Source organism: Marinobacter sp. M1C (assembly GCF_023314135.1).
Lineage (GTDB): Bacteria > Pseudomonadota > Gammaproteobacteria > Pseudomonadales > Oleiphilaceae > Marinobacter.
The window spans coordinates 692,545-711,691 of sequence record NZ_CP092289.1 but is presented as its reverse complement, the minus strand read 5'-3'; the positions used below and the strand labels follow the sequence as shown (position 1 = coordinate 711,691).

18 protein-coding genes are annotated in these 19,147 nt (G+C 55.6%); 11 read left to right on the top strand and 7 right to left on the bottom strand.

Translation table 11 applies throughout. The annotated features are described in order from the left end of the window. Window positions 1–6: 6 nt before the first annotated feature. Complete coding sequence (tyrS, locus tag MIH19_RS03395) at window positions 7–1,209, bottom strand: tyrosine--tRNA ligase (protein ID WP_249007570.1); 1,203 nt, start codon at window positions 1,207–1,209, stop codon at window positions 7–9. A 302-nt stretch (window positions 1,210–1,511) separates the two neighbouring features. Here tyrS and MIH19_RS03390 point away from each other — a divergent pair, with 302 nt between their 5' ends. Together MIH19_RS03390 and MIH19_RS03385 are read left to right on the top strand one after the other, a co-directional pair. Then, window positions 1,512–2,954, top strand: a complete 1,443-nt coding sequence (locus MIH19_RS03390; protein WP_249007569.1) for a peptidoglycan DD-metalloendopeptidase family protein — start codon at window positions 1,512–1,514, stop codon at window positions 2,952–2,954. 2 nt (window positions 2,955–2,956) lie between these two features. Continuing rightward, window positions 2,957–4,054 (top strand): anhydro-N-acetylmuramic acid kinase, encoded by a 1,098-nt coding sequence (locus MIH19_RS03385; protein WP_249007568.1) that lies wholly within the window; start codon window positions 2,957–2,959, stop codon window positions 4,052–4,054. Window positions 4,055–4,126: 72 nt separating this feature from the next. On the opposite strand, the gene erpA is transcribed toward MIH19_RS03385, so the two are convergent. The 3 genes from erpA to argC form a co-directional block, all read right to left on the bottom strand. Continuing rightward, window positions 4,127–4,480 (bottom strand): iron-sulfur cluster insertion protein ErpA, encoded by a 354-nt coding sequence (gene erpA, locus MIH19_RS03380; protein ID WP_249007567.1) that lies wholly within the window; start codon window positions 4,478–4,480, stop codon window positions 4,127–4,129. A gap of 111 nt (window positions 4,481–4,591) precedes the next feature. Then, the gene (locus tag MIH19_RS03375) at window positions 4,592–5,320 is read right to left on the bottom strand and encodes a DUF6776 family protein (protein WP_249007566.1); all 729 of its coding nucleotides are present in this window, start codon (window positions 5,318–5,320) and stop codon (window positions 4,592–4,594) included. A gap of 46 nt (window positions 5,321–5,366) precedes the next feature. Further along, window positions 5,367–6,404: an N-acetyl-gamma-glutamyl-phosphate reductase gene (argC, locus tag MIH19_RS03370; RefSeq protein ID WP_249007565.1), complete on the bottom strand. Its 1,038-nt coding sequence runs from the start codon at window positions 6,402–6,404 to the stop codon at window positions 5,367–5,369. 177 nt (window positions 6,405–6,581) lie between these two features. Between argC and MIH19_RS03365 the strand changes: the two genes are divergently transcribed. The 5 genes from MIH19_RS03365 (at window position 6,582) to hemL (ending at window position 11,582) form a co-directional block, all read left to right on the top strand. Continuing rightward, window positions 6,582–8,372: a chloride channel protein gene (locus tag MIH19_RS03365; protein ID WP_249007564.1), complete on the top strand. Its 1,791-nt coding sequence runs from the start codon at window positions 6,582–6,584 to the stop codon at window positions 8,370–8,372. A 2-nt stretch (window positions 8,373–8,374) separates the two neighbouring features. Beyond that, a complete protein-coding gene (hemJ, locus tag MIH19_RS03360) occupies window positions 8,375–8,797 on the top strand; it encodes a protoporphyrinogen oxidase HemJ (protein WP_249007563.1) in 423 nt (140 codons plus the stop codon). Window positions 8,798–8,876: 79 nt separating this feature from the next. After that, window positions 8,877–9,638, top strand: coding sequence for a hydroxymethylpyrimidine/phosphomethylpyrimidine kinase (locus MIH19_RS03355; protein ID WP_249007562.1), 762 nt, complete (start codon window positions 8,877–8,879; stop codon window positions 9,636–9,638). After that, the gene (gene thiE / locus MIH19_RS03350; protein WP_249007561.1) at window positions 9,626–10,288 is read left to right on the top strand and encodes a thiamine phosphate synthase; all 663 of its coding nucleotides are present in this window, start codon (window positions 9,626–9,628) and stop codon (window positions 10,286–10,288) included. Before MIH19_RS03355 ends, thiE begins: the two co-directional genes overlap by 13 nt. 13 nt (window positions 10,289–10,301) lie before the next feature. After that, complete coding sequence (gene hemL / locus MIH19_RS03345; RefSeq protein ID WP_249007560.1) at window positions 10,302–11,582, top strand: glutamate-1-semialdehyde 2,1-aminomutase; 1,281 nt, start codon at window positions 10,302–10,304, stop codon at window positions 11,580–11,582. Between the two features lie 97 nt (window positions 11,583–11,679). Here the strand turns inward: hemL and MIH19_RS03340 are convergent, their stop codons facing one another. After that, a complete protein-coding gene (locus MIH19_RS03340; RefSeq protein ID WP_249008934.1) occupies window positions 11,680–12,255 on the bottom strand; it encodes a tetratricopeptide repeat protein in 576 nt (191 codons plus the stop codon). 17 nt (window positions 12,256–12,272) lie between these two features. Continuing rightward, window positions 12,273–14,603 carry a penicillin-binding protein 1B gene (gene mrcB, locus MIH19_RS03335; RefSeq protein ID WP_249007559.1) on the bottom strand — a complete coding sequence of 777 codons (2,331 nt, stop codon included), beginning with the start codon at window positions 14,601–14,603 and terminating at the stop codon, window positions 12,273–12,275. 121 nt (window positions 14,604–14,724) lie between these two features. Here mrcB and MIH19_RS03330 point away from each other — a divergent pair, with 121 nt between their 5' ends. Further along, window positions 14,725–16,302, top strand: coding sequence for a bifunctional aminoglycoside phosphotransferase/ATP-binding protein (locus MIH19_RS03330; RefSeq protein WP_249007558.1), 1,578 nt, complete (start codon window positions 14,725–14,727; stop codon window positions 16,300–16,302). Between the two features lie 83 nt (window positions 16,303–16,385). Further along, a complete protein-coding gene (locus tag MIH19_RS03325; RefSeq protein WP_249007557.1) occupies window positions 16,386–16,742 on the top strand; it encodes a pentapeptide repeat-containing protein in 357 nt (118 codons plus the stop codon). 42 nt (window positions 16,743–16,784) lie between these two features. Here the strand turns inward: MIH19_RS03325 and sfsA are convergent, their stop codons facing one another. Next, the gene (gene sfsA, locus MIH19_RS03320) at window positions 16,785–17,516 is read right to left on the bottom strand and encodes a DNA/RNA nuclease SfsA (RefSeq protein ID WP_249007556.1); all 732 of its coding nucleotides are present in this window, start codon (window positions 17,514–17,516) and stop codon (window positions 16,785–16,787) included. A 185-nt stretch (window positions 17,517–17,701) separates the two neighbouring features. On the opposite strand from sfsA, the gene dksA reads away from it, so the two are divergent. Together dksA and gluQRS are read left to right on the top strand one after the other, a co-directional pair. Further along, entirely contained in the window at window positions 17,702–18,142 is a 441-nt protein-coding gene (gene dksA, locus MIH19_RS03315) for an RNA polymerase-binding protein DksA (RefSeq protein ID WP_249007555.1), read from the top strand. Window positions 18,143–18,199: 57 nt separating this feature from the next. Further along, entirely contained in the window at window positions 18,200–19,108 is a 909-nt protein-coding gene (gluQRS, locus tag MIH19_RS03310) for a tRNA glutamyl-Q(34) synthetase GluQRS (RefSeq protein ID WP_249007554.1), read from the top strand. Window positions 19,109–19,147 lie beyond the last annotated feature (39 nt).

Below are 19,147 nucleotides of genomic sequence, written 5' to 3'. Positions count from 1 at the left end.
ATCGACCTATTTCACCATAGTAATACGCGCAACCTTCTTCTTGCCGGCCTGGATAACACAGGTGTCGCCCTCAGCAAACATTCTGTCGCCCTCAAGCTTTACGCCATCTATAAAGACGGCACCACGGCTCAGCACATCCCGCGCTGCCGCACCGTTCTTAACCAATCCGGCCATACGCAACACCGTGCCAATTGCCAACTGCTCCTGCCCCTCCAGCGCAACGCTTACCTCTGGCACGTTGTCGGGTATTTCGCCTAGCGTCACACGGTTGCCTGCGGACTTGTGAGCAGTTCTCGCAGACTCTTCATTATGGAAGCGGGTAATCAGCTCTTCTGCCAGCAGTTTCTTATAGTCCTGCGGGTTAGCTCCGGAACTTACCTGGGCCTGAAATTCTTCTATTTCAGCCAGGGGCCGGAAGCTCAGCAATTCAAAGTAACGCCATAACAGCTCATCGGGTACCGATAACAGCTTGGTGTACATTTCACCAGGCGCGTCATTCACACCTACATAGTTGCCCAACGACTTGGACATCTTCTGCACCCCATCCAGACCCTCAAGAATGGGCACCGTCAATATGACTTGCGGCTTTTGGCCGTAGTTCTTCTGCAGTGCCCGCCCCATCAGCAGGTTAAACTTCTGATCGGTGCCGCCCAGCTCGACGTCCGCCTCCAGGGCGACCGAATCGTATCCCTGAATGAGAGGGTATAGAAATTCGTGTATCGCAATCGGCTGCCCACCGGTGTAACGCTTGTCAAAATCGTCGCGTTCGAGCATGCGAGCAACTGTGTACTGCCCCGCCAAAGCAATCATGTCCGCGGCGCTCATTTTACTCATCCACTCGGAATTGAAAGCAACGCGAGTTTTGGCAGGGTCCAGAATTTTGAACACCTGCTCTTTATAGGTAACCGCATTAGCCGCTACCTGCTCACTGGTCAGCGGCGGCCGGGTAGCACTCTTGCCCGACGGGTCGCCAATCATACCGGTGAAGTCGCCAATCAGGAAAATGACCTCATGACCCAAATCCTGGAACTGGCGCAGCTTGTTAATAAGCACCGTGTGGCCAAGATGGAGATCAGGCGCAGTAGGGTCAAAACCCGCCTTAATACGCAGCGGGCGCCCCTCTTTTAGTTTGGCGACTAACTCCTCCTCGGGAATTAGCTCGTCGATACCACGCTTGATCAGCGCCAGCGATTCATCAATCAATGCCATGAACACCCCACCTCATAATTTGATTTGAAACAGTTCCAGTTCACAGAGTTGGATAACAACTCTGCCTATTCGCCGAAACTTTGCTAAGATACAGCTGTTCAGTTTTTAACCATCACTGAATGGTCGCGGCGCAGTATTATAACAATCGCGCTCCGATAAATCCGTGTAACAAACACCGCAACTGTAATGTTGACGTCTGTTGCCGATGATTCTTATGCGGTAATCTATCAGCTAGACTATTAAAACCAGATTTAATACAGCGGCACAAGCTGCCGAAATGTCGACTTAAACGGGTGAAATACGTGTTCAAAACATTCCCCAAGACCCACATCACGATCGCAGCAGCGGCCACCGTTGTTGTTGTCACTGCCGTGCTGATGAGCCCGAGTGCAGATGTAGAAGCCAAGCGCATGTCTATCGCGCTTGATCTTGAATCGGGCACAGCCGCCACCGTTGTTGCTACTCCTTCTGCGGTGCCAGCATCGCCAGTACCTGGGACACAAGCAAAAGCAACCCAGGCATCGAGGATCTCAACCAACGTAAATTCGAACCTGACAACGGCCGTCACGCCTTCAACCGCGCTTACAGCTAAAGCAGAGAAAACCCTTCTCCCAAGCCTTGGCAAGCCGGCTATAGACTGGCAAGCGCTTGATATTCGCTCAGGTGATACTCTATCCACTCTGTTCAAAAAAGCCGGCTTTAACGATGGCATTATGCTGTCGGTTATTCACGGAGCAGGCGAAGCGAAGAAACTGCAGCGCCTCTACGCTGGTGAAACCATCCGCTTCGCCACGAGCTCTGAAGGTGCCCTTACAGGGGTTGAGCTTCAACGTAGCAAACTGGAACGTTTAAGCATAACCCTTGGTGCAGACGGTTTCACTGGCAAAAAAGTGGTTCGAGAGCCAGAGGTACGAACAGCGTTTGCCAAAGGCACCATCGATGGTTCCCTTTATCTGGCCGCTCGCGCCGCCGGTATGAACGACCGGCTAACGATGGAAATGTCTGGCATTTTTGGCTGGGACATCGATTTTGTATACGACGTGCGCAAAGGCGACCGCTTTGAAGTGATTTATGAAGAGCTTTATCTTGACGGCGAGAAATTTGGCAGCGGACGCATCCTGTCGGCTAACTTTGTTAATCGCGGCGAAGACAACATTGCCATGCTGTACACAGACGCTCAAGGTGAAACCGATTACTACAGTCCTACCGGCAGAAGTATGCGCAAGGCCTTTTTGCGTGTACCACTGAACGCGCGGGTTTCGTCATCCTTTAACTTGCAGCGTCGGCATCCGGTACTGGATGTTGTCAGGCCACACGAAGGCACCGACTATGCAGCTCCCCCCGGAACGCCCATTAAGGCGGTAGGCAACGGGCGGATCAAATTTGCCGGCTGGAAAGGCGGTTACGGTCGTACGGTTGTGTTGTCACACGGAGATAACATTACAACGCTTTATGCCCACATGAGCAGGCTGGGCAAAGGTATAAAAAATGGTGGACGGGTTAAGCAAGGTGAAACCATCGGTTACGTCGGCTCTTCCGGCATGGTCACAGGCCCGCACTTGCACTATGAATTCCGGGTTAACGGTGCGCCGCGTAACTCACGGACGGTCACGCTGCCAGATGCCAAGCCCATTCCAAAAACCGAACTGGCCCGCTTCAAAAAGTTCACTCAGCAACAGCTGGCGCAGCTCGACGATTTGCGCGGTAACGAAAAACTGCCTCTGACTCTGGCTTCAGGGAAGTAAACATGACCGCCTGGATAGGGCTGATGTCTGGAACCAGCATGGACGGCATAGACGCCGTGCTGGTGTCATTTGGAACCAGTGCCATAGAATTTCACGCCCGCCACACCCTGGCCTACCCCGCCGAACTTCGAGCCAGACTAGAACTGGCCGCCCAGAATCACGCAACACCCGACGAGCTGGGTGAACTGGACACACTGACGGGCCAGCTGTTTGCCAAGGCCGCCAACACTGTTATTCAGCAATCTGGAATACCAGTAGCGGATATTGGCGCGGTGGGCAGCCATGGCCAAACGATACGCCATCAGCCTAGCGGCAGCGCGCCATTTTCCCTGCAAATTGCCAACCCAAGCATTATCGCCGAGCACACCGGCGTGGCGACCGTTGCCGATTTTCGTCGCCGCGACATGGCCGCGGGGGGGCAAGGCGCGCCTCTGATGCCGCTGTTTCACCAGTCATTCTTCAGCAGCGCAGAGGAAGATCGCTGCATTATTAATCTGGGTGGCATTGCCAATATTACCTGGCTACCGAGGGCCGGAACAGGAAGCGTTTACGGGTTTGATACAGGCCCGGCCAATGCTCTTTTAGATGCCTGGTGCGCCGACCAGACTGGGCGTCATTTTGACTGTGACGGCCGCTTGGCCGAAGAAGGCACTGTCAACGAGGCGCTGCTCAGTGATCTGTTTACTGACGCCTACTTTGCAAGCCCGGCACCGAAAAGTACCGGCAAAGAACGTTTTAATCTGGGCTGGATAAAAACCCGGCTGCAGCGTTACCCGAACTTACTTGCCCCCGATGTGCAGCGCACACTGCTGCAGCTAACGGTGCTCAGTATTGCCCGGCAGATGCCGCAATCGACGGCGTTTAAAGTGTATGTGTGTGGCGGAGGGGCGCTGAACCCTGTGTTAATGCGCGAGCTGGCTCGGGCGCTTAGCCCGGCTGCCGTGTGCAGTACGGAGGAGCTTGGACTCGACCCGCAATGGGTGGAACCGGTCGGGTTTGCTTGGCTGGCCCGTCGCACCGTTCTGGGACTGAGTGGAAACCTGCCAGAAGTAACCGGCGCCAGCGGGCCGAGAGTATTAGGCGCCATCTACCCAGCCTGATGAATACAGAGTTTCAACAGCTCATCATGCAGTGTCGGCAGCCAGTTAGACAACGCCAACAGCCCGTTAGATTTAGATAGAAAAGGAACTGCCGCAACCGCAAGTGGCGCTGGCATTAGGGTTGTTCACCACAAACTGAGATCCCTGAAGGCCCTCGAGATAATCCACCGTCGAGCCTACCAAGTACTGATAACTCATCGGGTCTACCAGTAATTTAACGCCGTCACGCTCGATGATTGTATCTTCGTCGTCTTGGGCGTCATCGAATGAAAACCCGTACTGAAAGCCAGAACACCCCCCGCCGGTTACATACACCCGCAAATTAAGATCGGCGTTGCCTTCTTCATCAATAAGCTCTTTGGCTTTGGCCGCCGCACTGTCACTGAAAAACAGCGGGGCTGATACCTGTTGCTGAACTGCGCTCAAGTTCCCCTCCGGAATGTTGGCTGAATTTCAATGATTATCGTATTCTTGACTAAAACAATCAACTATTACCAGAGCGCAAACATTACGCATTAAGGCGCCTTAGACTGCAGGCTAGTTCGCCACCAGTTTGCTCCACAAAAAGGTGCGTTCGGCCTGCACTATTTCTTTGCCTCCTAGCTGCGCGACTACCTGCACTTCCAGAGGCTCAAACCCGTCGGGTAACGTGAGTGAGCCATTAATGTCCTGAAAATAGCGAAAACGAAACTTTATGCCCAAATCATCAGTCTTTGGTGATACATCACGTAGCGGTATGCCCTCTGCGCTACCACCGGACCGGCCCACCAGATTCACCGCTACCACACCCGACTGATAGCGCTTATTATTACCAACCTGGGTCAACACCAGCCGAAAATCAAAACCGCCTTCGGGGTTTCTATCAATACTCAGGCGGTCAATCTGCAAGCCTTTTGCCACGCTTGCCGGAGCCATAATTTTTTTATAAAAACCCAGGTCCGAGCGTAACTGGGCATTGCGGGTTTCCAGCGCCACAATACTCTGCCGGGTTTGATTCAATGCTTGCTCATCAATCGCCCGTCCCCGCTCCAAACTTATCTGTTGCTGGCGGGCTGCCTGATACTGTTTGCGTAGCTTTGTCGCAGACGCCTCTAACTGGTCACGTTCAACTTCAACCTGGCCCAAGCGTGCAATTTCACTATCAGTTCCGTGCTGCACTCCAGCCCAGTAACCGCCAGCCAAAAACGTCCCGCAGGCCAGCGCCAACGTCAGCCAGCGCCGGCCCACACTTCCACGTTTGCTTGCCTGGGGGGCGGCGCCAACCACCCTTAAAACGCCAGGCCAGCAGCTCTTTTTACAGCTGTTGCGGCTCTCATGGCAGCATGGCCGGCGCTTCGAGGCCCATGGTTTCAGGGATGCCAAACATGACGTTCATATTCTGTACAGCCTGGCCGGCAGCACCCTTCACCAGGTTATCAATCACCGAGGTAACAATAACCACGTTGCTGCTTTCCTGCCGGTGCAGCGCCATGCGGCAATGATTCGCACCGCGCACACTGCGGGTTTCCGGGTGACTGCCAAACGGCATGACATCCACAAAGGGCTCGTCCCGATAACGTTCTTCATACAATTCCTGCAACCGGTCAAAATCGCCCGGGTTATGTAATTCAGCGTAAAGTGTTGCTTCTATGCCGCGAATCATTGGCACCAAGTGTGGCACAAATGTAACACCCACCGCAGTTCCTGCAGCCTGACTCAAGCCTTGGCGAATTTCCGGCAGGTGGCGATGGCCAGAGGCGCCATAGGCTTTGAAACTTTCACCAACCTCGCCGTGCAACATACCCACGCTGGCCTGACGACCCGCACCGCTGGAGCCCGATTTGGCGTCGGCAATTAAGCGGCAGCTGTCTACCAACCTGTTTTCCAGCAAAGGCAGAAAACCGAGTTGCACCGCGGTAGGATAACAACCGGGGTTAGCCACCAGTTGGGCATCACGGAGTTGATTGCGTACTACTTCTGGCAGCCCATAAACGGCCTTTTCCGCCCACTCCGGACACTCATGTGGCATTCCATACCATTTGGCCCACACGTCCAGATCTTTCAGGCGGAAATCGGCCGACAAATCCACGACGCGCGCACCCGCTGCCATCAACTCCGGCACCATTCGCATGGCTACACCGTGTGGCGTGGCGAAAAACACCAGATCACATTGGCAGAGTACAGCCACATCGGGTTCTGAAAACGCCAGATCAAAGTGGCCGCGCAGATTGGGATAAAGGTCAGAAACCGGCATACCTGCTTCCGAACGTGAGGTAATGCAATGCACTTGTGCCTGGGGATGCACCGCCAGAATCCTCAACAATTCCACGCCGGTGTACCCGGTGCCACCAACAATACCTACTTTAATCACGTTTAAGCTCCTGCTTGTCTGTTTCCTGAAATTGCATTTTTAACAGTCATTCTATCATGATAAGCCAACCGCTTATTGCAGCCCTGACCGGGGCGGCTACAATACCAAAGACAGTCTGCGCCGGATTAGACCCGGTATGAAAATCATCAACCGGCCCAGGCCCTGCATGTACCCATTATGATCCGTTCCACACGCCAGCTAACGGCGACGATGAAAGCCAGCTTCCAGCGCCGGGTATCCGGGGCAGATGCGCTGCCGCAACTGGCCGTGCTGGGTCTGCTTTCCGGCTTGGTCACCGGCGGCGTTATTCTGATCTTCCGCCTCGCCATTGAGTGGCCCTTGAAATATTTTCTACCCGGGGATGGAACCGGGGCTTTTCCCTCCGAGGCTTTCGAGGGTCTGGATGTTGTCACACGAGGGGTTTTACCTCTGGTCGGCGCGTTTGGCCTTGGCTTGTTGTTGCATCGTCTGGCAACTCATGACCGTAAAGTCGGGGTTGTTCATGTTATGGAACGCCTGAACTACCACCAGGGCTATATCACTGCCAAAAGCGCCTTTATTCAGTTCATTGTAGGCGTTGCAACCGTGGTTACCGGGCAATCTGCAGGCCGGGAAGGGCCCGCCGTTCATTTGGGGGCGGCTTTTTCAAGTTTGATGGGGCAGTGGATGCGGCTGCCCAACAACAGCATTCGCACCCTGGTGGCCTGCGGCTGCGCTGCGGCCATATCAGCATCGTTCAACACGCCGATTGCAGGGGTGATTTTCGCGATGGAAGTGGTGATGATGGAATACACCATCGCCGGCTTCACACCCATCATTCTTGCAGCCGTTAGCGCCGCGATAGTCACCCAGATCGTGTACGGCCCAGATCCCGCGTTTAATGTTCCCGCACTGATGACGAACTCACTGCTGGAGATACCCTGGATTCTGGCCATTGCAGTCATTATTGGTGTTGCAGCGGCGCTTTTTATTTACCTGGTGGAATACATGGGGCGCTTCAGCCACCGCCCCATCTTATTACGCGTCATTATTGCCGGCGCTCTAATGGTTCCCTTCGCTATTTTCATTCCCCAAACCATGGGGATCGGCTACGACACGGTCAATGACGCCATAAACGGCGGACTCGGCTTCTGGCTGCTCTTGAGCGTGGGCGTCGCAAAGCTCTTGATCACTGCTCTAACGGTTGGTCTGGGTATGCCCAGCAGCATCATAGGGCCTACGCTTTTCATGGGCGCGACGCTCGGCGGAGCCATGGGATTGATCGGTGCAGAAATTATGCCGGGCCACGCCTCGTCTGTCGGTTTTTACGCCATGCTGGGCATGGGCGCGATGATGGGCGCGGTATTGCAAGCGCCTTTAGCGGCGCTGATGGCATTGATGGAACTGACCCGCAACCCCAATATTATTTTGCCGGGCATGCTGATTATCACCACCTCAAGCCTGGTGACCAGCGAAGCGTTTGGCCGTAAATCGCTATTCTTGACCATGCTCAAGTCCCAGGGCCTGAGCTATCAGAACTCTCCGGTAATTCAAGCATTGCGGCGGGTATCGGTAGCCGCCATCATGGATAAGAGTATCCTGCGTATCCAACGCCGGCTGACGCCGGAAGAAGCCCGTCAAATCCTGAAATCTGAGCCTAAGTGGCTGGTAATTGACGGCAGCAGCGGACCAACGTCGCTGATGCCGGCGGTAGATCTGGCACGTTTTCTGGAGGACAGCGAAAAACTGCTAAAAACCGAAGACCAGCCTCTGCCCGAGCAGATTGACCTGATGAACATACCGGCAAACCGTCGCGATCTGGCGCCGGTGCAATATCAGGCCACGCTGGAAGAAGCCTTGTATGAATTTGATAACAGCAGCGCAGAAGCTTTATATGTTCAGCGCCACGTGGCGCCGATGATTCAGAGAATCCATGGCGTTGTGCTGAAATCGGATATCGAAAGTTACTATCAATATCGGCGGAGTTAGGCATGCTTTGGGTTAAGGCTTTTCACATAATTTCGATGGTGTGCTGGTTTGCCGGCATTTTTTACTTGCCACGGCTATTTGTTTACCACGCGGCCTGCGAAGACGAGCCGGGCCGCGAGCGCTTCAAGATTATGGAGCGCAAGCTGTATCGCGGGATTACCACGCCGTCTATGATTGCCACCGTATTTTTTGGCGTGTGGCTGATCAGCTATAACGTGTCTGGCTACTTCAGCCAGGGCTGGTTGCACGTCAAACTCGTATTAGTGGCGCTGTTGATCGTTTATCACTTTTACTGTGGCCACTTGGTCAAAGTGTTCCGCGACGATCGCAACACGCGCGGCCACGTGTTTTACCGCTGGTTTAACGAATTGCCCGTATTTGTGCTGCTGGCGGTGGTTATTCTTGCGGTTGTACAGCCATTCTAAACCGTTACTACACGAGCACTCCCAACAACAATCTCAGCGCAAGGAGAGAGACATCAAACTCCGCAGCCGTCCTCAAGTATTGATTTTGTCCGGACTGGACCCCTCCGGTGGTGCCGGTGTGCAAGCCGACATTCAATCTGTTACCTCTATGGGCTGTCACCCGCTGCCAGTGCTAACCTGCCTGACCGTGCAAAACACCCACAACGTTTATGCTGCGGAGCCGATTGACGCCGATCTGATTCGTCGACAACTCGAATGCCTGGCTGGCGACACGCCTATTCACGCCATAAAAACCGGCGCCCTGGGCAATGCCGACGTAGTGGACGTGCTGGTAGAATTTGTCCGCAAACGCCCGCACATACCGCTGATTGTAGACCCGGTGATTAAAGCCGCCGGCGGCGGTGATCTGGCAGACTCGGAACTCATTAACGCCATGCTGACGCGGCTCTTCCCCCTAGCGGAAATGATCACGCCCAACGGTGTGGAACTGGAATTGTTGACCGGCGAACCTGATCCGCAAAAAGCCGCCGCGAAACTCCAGCTGGCTGGCTGCGGTGACGTGCTGGCCACAGGTGGCCACGGCACCGGCGAAGCCATCATTAATGTGCTGTACCGCCGTGATGCCAAACCCCAGCGTTGGCATATCGAACGTATTGGTGGCGAATATCACGGCACCGGTTGCACGCTGGCATCCTCTATTGCCGCAGGCCGTGCCTGCGGCCTGTCGCAGCGTGCCGCTATCGCGCAGGCGCAAAACTACGTGCATCGTGCCATCGTTCAGGCGCTGAAAGTGGGTGAGGGGCAACCGGTGCCCGACCGGGGGGTTCTATGGGAACATTAACGCTAAAACCCGGTCTGTATGCCATTACCGACGGCTACTTAACCCCTAGTGATACACTGATAACGGCGGTAGAAGCCGTCCTGGAAGGTGGCGCAGTACTGGTGCAATACCGTGAAAAACACTTGCCGGCGGCAGAACAGCTGCGCCAGGCCAGCGCTCTGCAATCCGTCTGCAGCAATGCCGGTGTGCCGCTACTAATTAATGACAACATCGAGCTGGCCTTGCGGGTGCAAGCAGCCGGCGTGCATCTGGGCCAAGGTGATACCGCCCTGATCGACGCTCGGCGCCTGCTCGGCGACCAGGCCATTATTGGCATTACCTGCCACGCCGACTTAGCGCTGGCGCAAGCCGCCTGCGAGCAAGGTGCAAGTTATCTGGCATTTGGCCGGTTTTATCCATCGACCACAAAACCCGACGCTTCCGCGGCCGACACGCAAGTGCTGGGGCTGGCCAAAAAGTTCAAACTCCCGGTGACCGCCATTGGCGGCATTACCCTGAGCAACGCCGAACCTCTGATTCGGGCTGGTGCCGATTTGCTGGCGGTGGCCGGTGGGCTTTTCAGCACCGACATTAATGCCACCGCAAAACGCGCCCGCGAATTTAGCCGGCTGTTTGCCGAACATCGTTCTCAATTTTCTCAACGCATTTAACAGGAGCCAAGACATGACGCACTCCGAAACCCTGTTCGAACAGGCCCAGAAATACATTCCTGGTGGCGTTAACTCCCCGGTACGGGCTTTTCGCGGTGTTGGCGGCACGCCCATCTTTTTCAAAAGTGCTCAAGGCGCGTATCTTTACGATGAAGACGATCGCCGTTACATCGATTACATCGGCTCTTGGGGACCCATGATTATTGGCCACTCCAACCCGCTTATAAAAGAAGCTTTGCACGCGCAGATTGAAAAAGGCATAGGCTACGGCGCACCAACCGCCATCGAAACCGAGATGGCCATGAAAGTGTGTGAACTGGTGCCCTCCATCGAACTGGTGCGCATGGTGAACTCCGGCACCGAAGCCACCATGAGCGCACTGCGCCTCGCCCGTGGTTACACCGGCCGCGACAAAGTGGTCAAGTTTGAAGGTTGCTACCACGGCCACGTTGATTCACTGCTGGTGAAAGCCGGTTCCGGAGCGTTGACCTTGGGCTTACCAAATTCTCCGGGTGTACCCGCTTGCTTGGCCGAACTTACCCTGACCCTGAACTTCAACGATATTGATGACGTGCGCGAAACCTTCCGCACCATGGGCAACGAGATCGCGGCCATCATTGTAGAGCCGGTAGCCGGCAACATGAATTGCATTCCACCGGTTCCGGGGTTTCTGGAAGGCCTGCGCGAGATTTGCGACGAGTACGGCACGGTGCTGATCTTTGACGAAGTGATGACCGGTTTCCGGGTGTCACTGGGCGGAGCCCAAGGTTTGTTCGGCGTAACCCCAGACCTGACGGCGCTAGGCAAAGTGATCGGTGGCGGCTTACCGGTAGGTGCTTTCGGCGGCAAACGCGAAATCATGGAACACATTGCGCCTTTGGGGCCGGTTTACCAGGCGGGCACTTTGAGCGGTAATCCGCTGGCGATGACCGCTGGCCTGGCCACCCTGAACGCGATTTCCGAACCCGGATTTCACGACGCCCTGACCCGTAAAACTGAAAAAATCTGCGCTGGCCTGAAAGCAGCAGCGGATGAGGCGGGTATTCCGCTGGCGGTTCAAGGGGCCGGCGCGATGTTTGGCTTTTTCTTCAGCAAGGAATCGTCCGTCACCCGCTTTGACCAAGTGATGGAATGCGATATCGAACGCTTCAAGAAGTTCTTCCAGGGCATGCTGGCCGAGGGCATTTACCTGGCGCCGTCGGCTTTTGAAGCCGGCTTCACCAGCGCCGCCATTTCCGATGAAGACATCGAGTTCACTCTGAACGCGGCGCGCAAGGTATTTGCAACGCTTTAAAATGTTGTAACGACGTTGCCCCAAGCAAAAAGGCCACTGCCAAACGCAGTGGCCTTTTTTTTCTAACCGCTTTTTTCGAGCTACCATTTTGCCTGAATTACAGGCTAGCAGCGCGGCTTTCGGCCTGTTGCGCACCGGCCACATTGCCCCGGGCTCTACGAATATCGGCCAACAGTAACCAGCCTGAACGCTGCAGACGCTCGTCACGCCCCGCCAGCGACAACCCCTTAAGAGTAAACTGCTCAGCGCTGCCAAGCTGGCCGGTCATCACGTAGGCTTCAGACAGCTTGAAATACACCGCCGCAGACCGCGGTGCAATGCGCTGCGCCCGTTCCAGGCGGACAATCGCCGCAGGCCCATTACCCTGCGCCATCAGGGTATCGGCCTCTTTTACCAAGCTCGCTGCCGCATCTGGCATCTGATCACCGGATTCGCGGTACCCAGGCACGCCTGTTTGCTGTTGCGATTTCTGTTCAGGCGGCTGTTCGCTTTTGCGCCATACCTGCGGTTCATCGGCTGGTTTGGCGGCGCCGTCGGTCAGCGGCGGTTTAGGCGCCTGCGGACGCTCTCCGGCAGGCACGTAAATACCGCCACCAGGCCCACTGGCACAGCCCGCCAGAAGCAACACGGCACAGACAACTGCGCGGCCAAACATCTGTACTTTATCCTGCATGTTCTTTTGTACTCTCATTATTGAAACAATCCTTCAAACCAACCACGAATTTTTTGTGGCAGAGAGCCAGCACACGTAATTTTCTGCTGTGGCTCACTGCCGGTGATAAACGGCATCAGGCGCGCATTTTCGCATTGTTCATCGGTTAACGCCTGTTGTTGTACATTTACCCAATGGTATTGCACTCCATCGGGTACCACCGGCGTGAAACTGTTTTGTGGCACCTGAGCCATAAAATTCGACCACACCGGCAAGGCTCCGCTGGCACCCGTTAGCCGGGTAGCGCCGTTGTCGTCCCGCCCTACCCAGACGACCGCTAGCAAGTCGCCGCTAAAACCGGCAAACCAGGCATCGCGGCCGTCATCGGTGGTGCCTGTCTTTCCCGCCAGCGCCAAAGCTCGGGGAACCGTGTTATAAGCCGAACGGCCCGTGCCCTCTTGCATGGTTTCCTGCATGGCGTATTGCAGCAGGTGCACTGCGGCCGGGTCCGCCACCTGGTTCACCTGCAAGCTATAGCGGCTAAGCGGTTTACCACCCGCGTCGGTCACTTCCCGAATGGTGCGCAGCGGGGTGTTAAACCCTGATGTCGCAAGGCCCTGGTATATCTGCGCCACATTCACCGGCGTCATCGCGACGGCGCCCAACAGCATAGACGGATAGTCGGAAATAGCCGAGTCGGTGCCAAACGCCTGCAGCGTGGATTTCACCTCGGCCAACCCAATGTCCAGTCCCACCCGAACCACCGGCAAGTTATAGGATTTAGACAACGCCTGATGCAAGGGCACTTCGCCCCGCTCCAGACCGTCGTAGTTTTTTGGTTGCCATACCGTGCCGTTCTCAAATTTCAGGGTGAAGCGTGTGTCCTGCAGAGGAGTAATCAGCGTGTAACGCTGGGGCTGCGACAAGGCGGCCAGGTACACAAAGGGTTTCACCAATGAACCAATCTGGCGGCTGGCATCCAGTGCCCGGTTGAAACCGGCGTAACGCGGGTCGCGCCCGCCGACCAGGGCCAGCACTTCGCCGCTGTCTTTCGCGGTCACCACCAACGCCGACTCCAGCGCTTCGTCGCCCAGCCGCGGCAGCGTCTCCGTTACCGCTTTCTCCGCAGCCATCTGCATAGCGGGGTTAAGAGTGGTAAAAATTCGCAGGCCTTCGCTGCGCAGGTCTTCCTCTTTGTAATCCCGTGCCAGGTGGCGGCGAACCAGATCGATATAGGCCGGGTAGCGATTCTGCGAAAAAGAAGCCTTGTCACTTACGCCCAAAGGCAAAGACCGGGCGCGCTGCGCGTCAGATTCACCCAAAAGGCCTGCTTGCTGCATTTGGTCCAGCACCAGGTTGCGCCTTGCTGTGGCACGTTGCGGATGGCGACGAGGGTTGTAATAACTGGGGCCCTTGACCATGCCAACCAGCAGCGCCAATTGGTGGGGCAGCAAGTCCTCTAATGCCTCGGCAAAATAGAACCGGCTGGCCAGACCAAAACCGTGAATGCTGCGTGTGCCCGCCTGGCCCAGATACACTTCGTTAAGATAGGTCTCCAGAATGTCGCTCTTGCTGTAATGCAGTTCCAGCAGAATCGACATCAACGCCTCGTTACCCTTGCGCAGCAGGGTTTGCTCACGGGTCAGGAAAAAGTTTTTCACCAGCTGCTGGGTGAGCGTGCTGCCACCCTGAACAATGCCACCAGCGCGAATGTTCGCCAGCATGGCGCGGGCAATCGACAGCGGCGCAATACCGTGGTGGTCATAAAAACGACGGTCTTCAACCGCCATCAGCGCAGCCGGCAGCAACTCTGGCAATTTATCCAGCTGCACTAAAATTCGGTCTTCCTGATGCGCCGGATAAATACCACCAATCTGCGCCGGTTCCAGGCGCACAATCGCGCTATCCGGACCTTTGACAACCTTTAAGTTCTGCACCTGATCACCCGCTATACTCAGCGCCAGATGCCGCCGCGGCTCCTTGCCATCGGGGAAATCAAAGCCGCGACTGCTGATCAGAAAGCGCCCACCGCTGCGCTGATAACTGCCCGAGCGCGAACCATCGCCTTTGTGAAAACCCGCCAATGCCAATTCCTGCTCCAGCGCAGCGGCACTTACCGGCGCACCGCTGTAAAGTTCCAGCGGCCGGGCGTAAACCCGCGATGGCACCTCGAAGCGACGGCCCTCAAAGCGCGATGTGACCAACGCATCCAGATACACCATCCAGCCCGCCAGCAATACCAGGCCAAGAAGTGCCAGACGCAGTAAAATACGCCAGAAACCCTTGCTGCGAGACTGTGCGGCGGCGGGCTTTTTACGGGGAGCCGGTTTTTTGCGACCGGGCTTGCGGGTCTTATCGGTATTTTTCATGGCGGCAGTATAACGAAAGCTCAAAGCTTCCGAGCAGGTCAGTTGTGTGTTATTTCCGTAATCTAGCCATTATGATGTCACATTGACAATTAATGGGTTCAAGCAACACGAGGAAAACACTTTGAGCGACTCGCCTCCGAACACACTGGTTCAAGCTTTACAAAATCCGGCTTTGTACGACCATCCGGTTCACCAGTTTCAGGTTATCGAAACTCACATTTCCCAGGTTCTTCTGACCGGTGAGTTTGCCTACAAAATCAAAAAACCGATGGATTTTGGCTTCCTCGACTTTTCGACCTTGCCGCGGCGCAAGCATTTCTGTGAAGAAGAACTGCGGCTGAACCGGCGCCTGGCAGCGCCTTTGTATCTGCAAGTTCTCCCTATTACCGGCACGCCACAGAATCCGGTGCTGGGTGGCAGCGGGGAAGCCTTTGAGTACGTTCTGAAAATGCGCCAGTTCCGCCAGGATGATTTGTTCGATCGCCAGCAGGAACGGGGCGAACTGGAGCCGGGCCGTCTGGTAACACTGGCGCGACAAGCAGCCGAGTTTCACCACAGCCTGCCGCCGGTTGACCCCGCAAGCCCGCTGGGTTCGCCCGACGCGGTCTACGCCGCCATGCAGGAGAATTTCGACCAGATTCGACCGCTGCTGAGCGATGCCGGCCAACTTGCACAGCTGGACAATTTGGAAATCTGGACCCGCACCACATTCGAATGCCATCAGCCACTGATTGCTGCACGCCACCAACAAGGCCTGGTGCGTGAATGCCATGGCGATCTGCATCTGGCGAACATCACTCTATATAACGATCAGGTAACGGTGTTTGACTGCATCGAATTCAACGAGCCGTTCCGCTGGATTGATGTTATTAACGATCTGGCATTCTTGCTGATGGATCTGGAATCCCGGGGCGAAACCGCCAAAGCCAACTTGGTGCTGAACACCTACCTGGAATATCGCGACGATTTTGATGCGCTGCCTCTGCTGCCGCTTTACAAAGCTTACCGGGCAGTAGTGCGAGCGAAGATTGCGCTGTTCACCATGGGCAATCCATCCTTGGGCGACAGTGAAAAAGAAGAGCTGATGCAGCGTTATAACGCCTACGCTCAGCTTGCAGAAGATTACAGCAGCATCCCAAACCGCTACTTTATTGCCACAGTTGGCTTATCCGCAAGCGGCAAAACCCGTGTCAGCGCCGCTTTGGCGGGCGAACTGGGCCTTATTCGGCTGCGATCGGACGTTGAACGTAAACGTCTACATGGATTGGCGCCGCTGGACGGCAGTCAGTCGCCTACCGGGGGCAACCTGTACTCCGCCGACGCCAACACAAAAACCTATGACCGCTTGGCGAAACTTGCCAGTAACCTGCTTGCTGCGGGCTTCCCGGTTATAGCCGACACGGCCTGTCTGAAAGAACAGGAACGCGCGCTGTTTGCCGCTGTTGCGGAAAACCAGGGAGTGCCCTTTGCGCTGATTCACTGCGAAGCACCAGAGGAGCTGCGAAAAGAATGGGTACGCAAGCGCAAAGGCGACGCATCGGAAGCCACAGAAGAATTGCTGGATGCCCAGAAAGACTGGTTTGAACCCCTGACAGCTGAAGAAAAAATCTATACTGCCCATCTTCGTACCGATCAGGAACATGTGGCAGAAGCCGTTGCAGACCGAATTCGACAGCATTTCGGCCTTCCCCCCAGGTAAGTTCCTGGAGCTACCAGAGCCAAAACGGATTGGATGAACGATGCTCGTTATAGAACCGGAACAGAACGCTACAAGGAAACATCATGCAAACCGACGCCGTGCATCATATTAAAGACCCGCTCTACGAAACGCTTCGCACGGAGGATATTAGCGCCTTCAATGCCAAAAAATCAGTCCGGAGCGACCTACCCAGTTTTTCTCATGGGGATTTCAGAGGGCTGGACTTGCGTGGCATGGATGCCAAAGGGCTCGACATGAGCCACGCCTATTTTCGAGGCGCGGACCTGAGGGGTATAGATTTCAGTCACTCAAACCTGGAAGGCGCCAGTATTGCGGGTGCCAAGATTTCCGGCAGCTTCTTTCCTGACCGGCTTCAAGCCAATGAGATTTTGATGTCCCTGAACAACGGCACACGCATGCGATACAGCACAGGCACGTGACAAGCAGGCAAGTAAAGCTGGACTGCAGAGCTGAACCGGGCGTCAGACTTCAAGAATAACCGGCACCGGTTCGGTTAAAGTCATCTCGCCGGACGGGCTGCCATCATCGTTGGCCAGGTTTGCCCGGTAGGCCATAATCTCTACACCTGCATCACAGGCTTGTCGCAGCAGCTGGCCGTAATGCCGGTCTATGTGATCTGCCGGCCGCACCGTTTCGATAGCCGTGTGATTCACCACAAAAAACAGCACCGCACGATCACCCAGCGCAACCTGAGCCGTAAGCTCTCGCAAGTGCTTTTGCCCACGGATTGTCACGGCGTCTGGAAAAAAGCCCTGGCCGTTCTCCTCAAGCGTTACGTTTTTCACCTCTACCCAAGCATTCGGCTTCGAGTCATGCCCGGAAAGTAACAGATCAATCCGGCTTTTTTCTTCGCCATATTTTACTTCCGGGCGGCAATGGCTATATCCAGTCAGCTCACTGATACAGCCCGCTTCAATCGCCTCGCGGGCCTGGGAGTTCGGTCTTGCCGTATTTATACAGGCAAGGGTGCCAGGAACCGTTTCAACAAGCTCCCAGGTATATGGCAGTTTGCGCGCCGGGTTATTGCTGCGGCTCAGCCACACCCTTCCATCCGCCGGTTGACAGCCCAGCATGCTGCCGGTGTTCGGGCAATGGGCGGTCACCTCGCTGCCATCGGCCAGTCGCACATCGGCCAAAAAGCGTTTGTAGCGGCGAATAAGCCGCCCCTCCAGTAACGGTTGTTCGAACTTCATGCATACCTCTTAGTCGTATGTATTGCAGCAAAGCTGGCACCTCCGCAACTTATCTGCTATTTTCCGCCAAATCCCGTTTCAGGGCGAATGCTTTATAATCCAGGTTTTATACCGTACAGCCACGGGGGCTGACGGGAAAGGAAGCAAAGCGTTCTTGTAGCAGTACTCACAAGAGGCCGGTTTCAATGACCAATAAAACAGCCAATTCAAGCGAAAACTTCACCAACTTCACTCCTTACGAAACGAAAAAGGGTGAAGAATACATGAGCGCGGACATGCTTGAACACTTCAAAGGCCTGCTACTGAAGTGGAAGCAAGAGCTGATGGAAGAAGTGGATCGCACCATGCATCACATGCAGGAAGATGCTGCCAACTACGCAGACCCCAGCGACAGAGCTACCCAAGAGGAAGAGTTCAGCCTGGAACTGCGCACCCGTGACCGCGAGCGCAAACTGATCAAGAAGATCGACAAAACCGTTGGTCGCATCGACAAAGACGATTACGGCTTCTGCGACCAGTGCGGTGTAGAAATAGGCGCCCGCCGGCTTGAAGCCCGGCCCACGGCCACACTGTGCATTGATTGCAAAACCCTGGCGGAAATCCGCGAGCGCCAGACCGGCATCTGACCTGTCTATCAACCTGTCAAAACCGCGCCGACTGCTAGTGCACCGGCGTAATTTGCCATGACGCCTAACGTTTCCTACCGCGGCCGCTTTGCTCCGTCGCCCACCGGCCCTCTGCACTTCGGCTCACTGGTGAGCGCGTTGGCCAGCTATCTGGAGGCAAAGCACCACCAGGGCCAATGGCTGGTGCGCATTGAAGATCTGGACCCATTACGCCAACCGGTAGATGCGACACCCCGAATACTCCACAGCCTGAGCGCCCACGGCCTGATTGGCGATGAACCTGTGCGCTACCAATCCCAACGCCATAGCGCTTACCGCGCCGTTGCTGAAACCCTGATGAAAACCGGGTACGCCTATTTTTGCCGCTGCTCTCGCAAACAGCTGAAGGCGAACCAGGGTCAACACCCCAACCATTGCCGTAACCATTCCTTCAACCCAAGCGTACCCAACGAACACCCTTGGCCGCCCGGCGACTTCGCCCTGCGCTTTGCTTTGCGCAGCCAACGCTTCCGCTGGACTGACCAGCTGCTGGGTGAACAGCAACAGAGCCTGAAGGCAGAAACAGATGACCCGGTGATACTGCGTAAAGAAGGCTTCTACGCTTATCAATTGGCAGTAGTGGTCGATGATATCGATCAAGCCATCAGCCACGTAGTGCGCGGTTCAGACCTGCGCACCATGACCGCAGCTCAGCATCAGATGTTTCAGGCGCTGGGTGCCGTCGTGCCGCAGTTTTTGCACATTCCTGTGATACGTAACCAGCAAGGCCAGAAGCTGAGCAAACAGAACCACGCCCCGGCGCTGGACGACGCCAATGCCAGCGCAAATCTACTGGCCGCGCTGAACGCTTTAGGCCAAAAACCGCCAGCGCAGCTGGCCCAGCAACCACCCGCCACCGTTCTTGCCTGGGCCCATGCCCATTGGCAGCGCAGCGCGATTCCTGTGCCCACCGCCCAGCACTGGTAGCCCGCCATTTCTGACAGCAACGCCGCGATCATGTTATAA

Coding starts and splice junctions, on each gene's coding strand:
- MIH19_RS03365 (WP_249007564.1), top strand. CDS start 6,582: ATGATCCGTTCCACACGCCAGCTAACGGCGACGATGAAAGCCAGCTTC.
- hemJ (WP_249007563.1), top strand. CDS start 8,375: ATGCTTTGGGTTAAGGCTTTTCACATAATTTCGATGGTGTGCTGGTTT.
- MIH19_RS03325 (WP_249007557.1), top strand. CDS start 16,386: ATGCAAACCGACGCCGTGCATCATATTAAAGACCCGCTCTACGAAACG.
- tyrS (WP_249007570.1), bottom strand. CDS start 1,209: ATGGCATTGATTGATGAATCGCTGGCGCTGATCAAGCGTGGTATCGAC.
- gluQRS (WP_249007554.1), top strand. CDS start 18,200: ATGACGCCTAACGTTTCCTACCGCGGCCGCTTTGCTCCGTCGCCCACC.
- sfsA (WP_249007556.1), bottom strand. CDS start 17,516: ATGAAGTTCGAACAACCGTTACTGGAGGGGCGGCTTATTCGCCGCTAC.
- MIH19_RS03340 (WP_249008934.1), bottom strand. CDS start 12,255: ATGCAGGATAAAGTACAGATGTTTGGCCGCGCAGTTGTCTGTGCCGTG.
- MIH19_RS03385 (WP_249007568.1), top strand. CDS start 2,957: ATGACCGCCTGGATAGGGCTGATGTCTGGAACCAGCATGGACGGCATA.
- hemL (WP_249007560.1), top strand. CDS start 10,302: ATGACGCACTCCGAAACCCTGTTCGAACAGGCCCAGAAATACATTCCT.
- dksA (WP_249007555.1), top strand. CDS start 17,702: ATGACCAATAAAACAGCCAATTCAAGCGAAAACTTCACCAACTTCACT.
- thiE (WP_249007561.1), top strand. CDS start 9,626: ATGGGAACATTAACGCTAAAACCCGGTCTGTATGCCATTACCGACGGC.
- mrcB (WP_249007559.1), bottom strand. CDS start 14,603: ATGAAAAATACCGATAAGACCCGCAAGCCCGGTCGCAAAAAACCGGCT.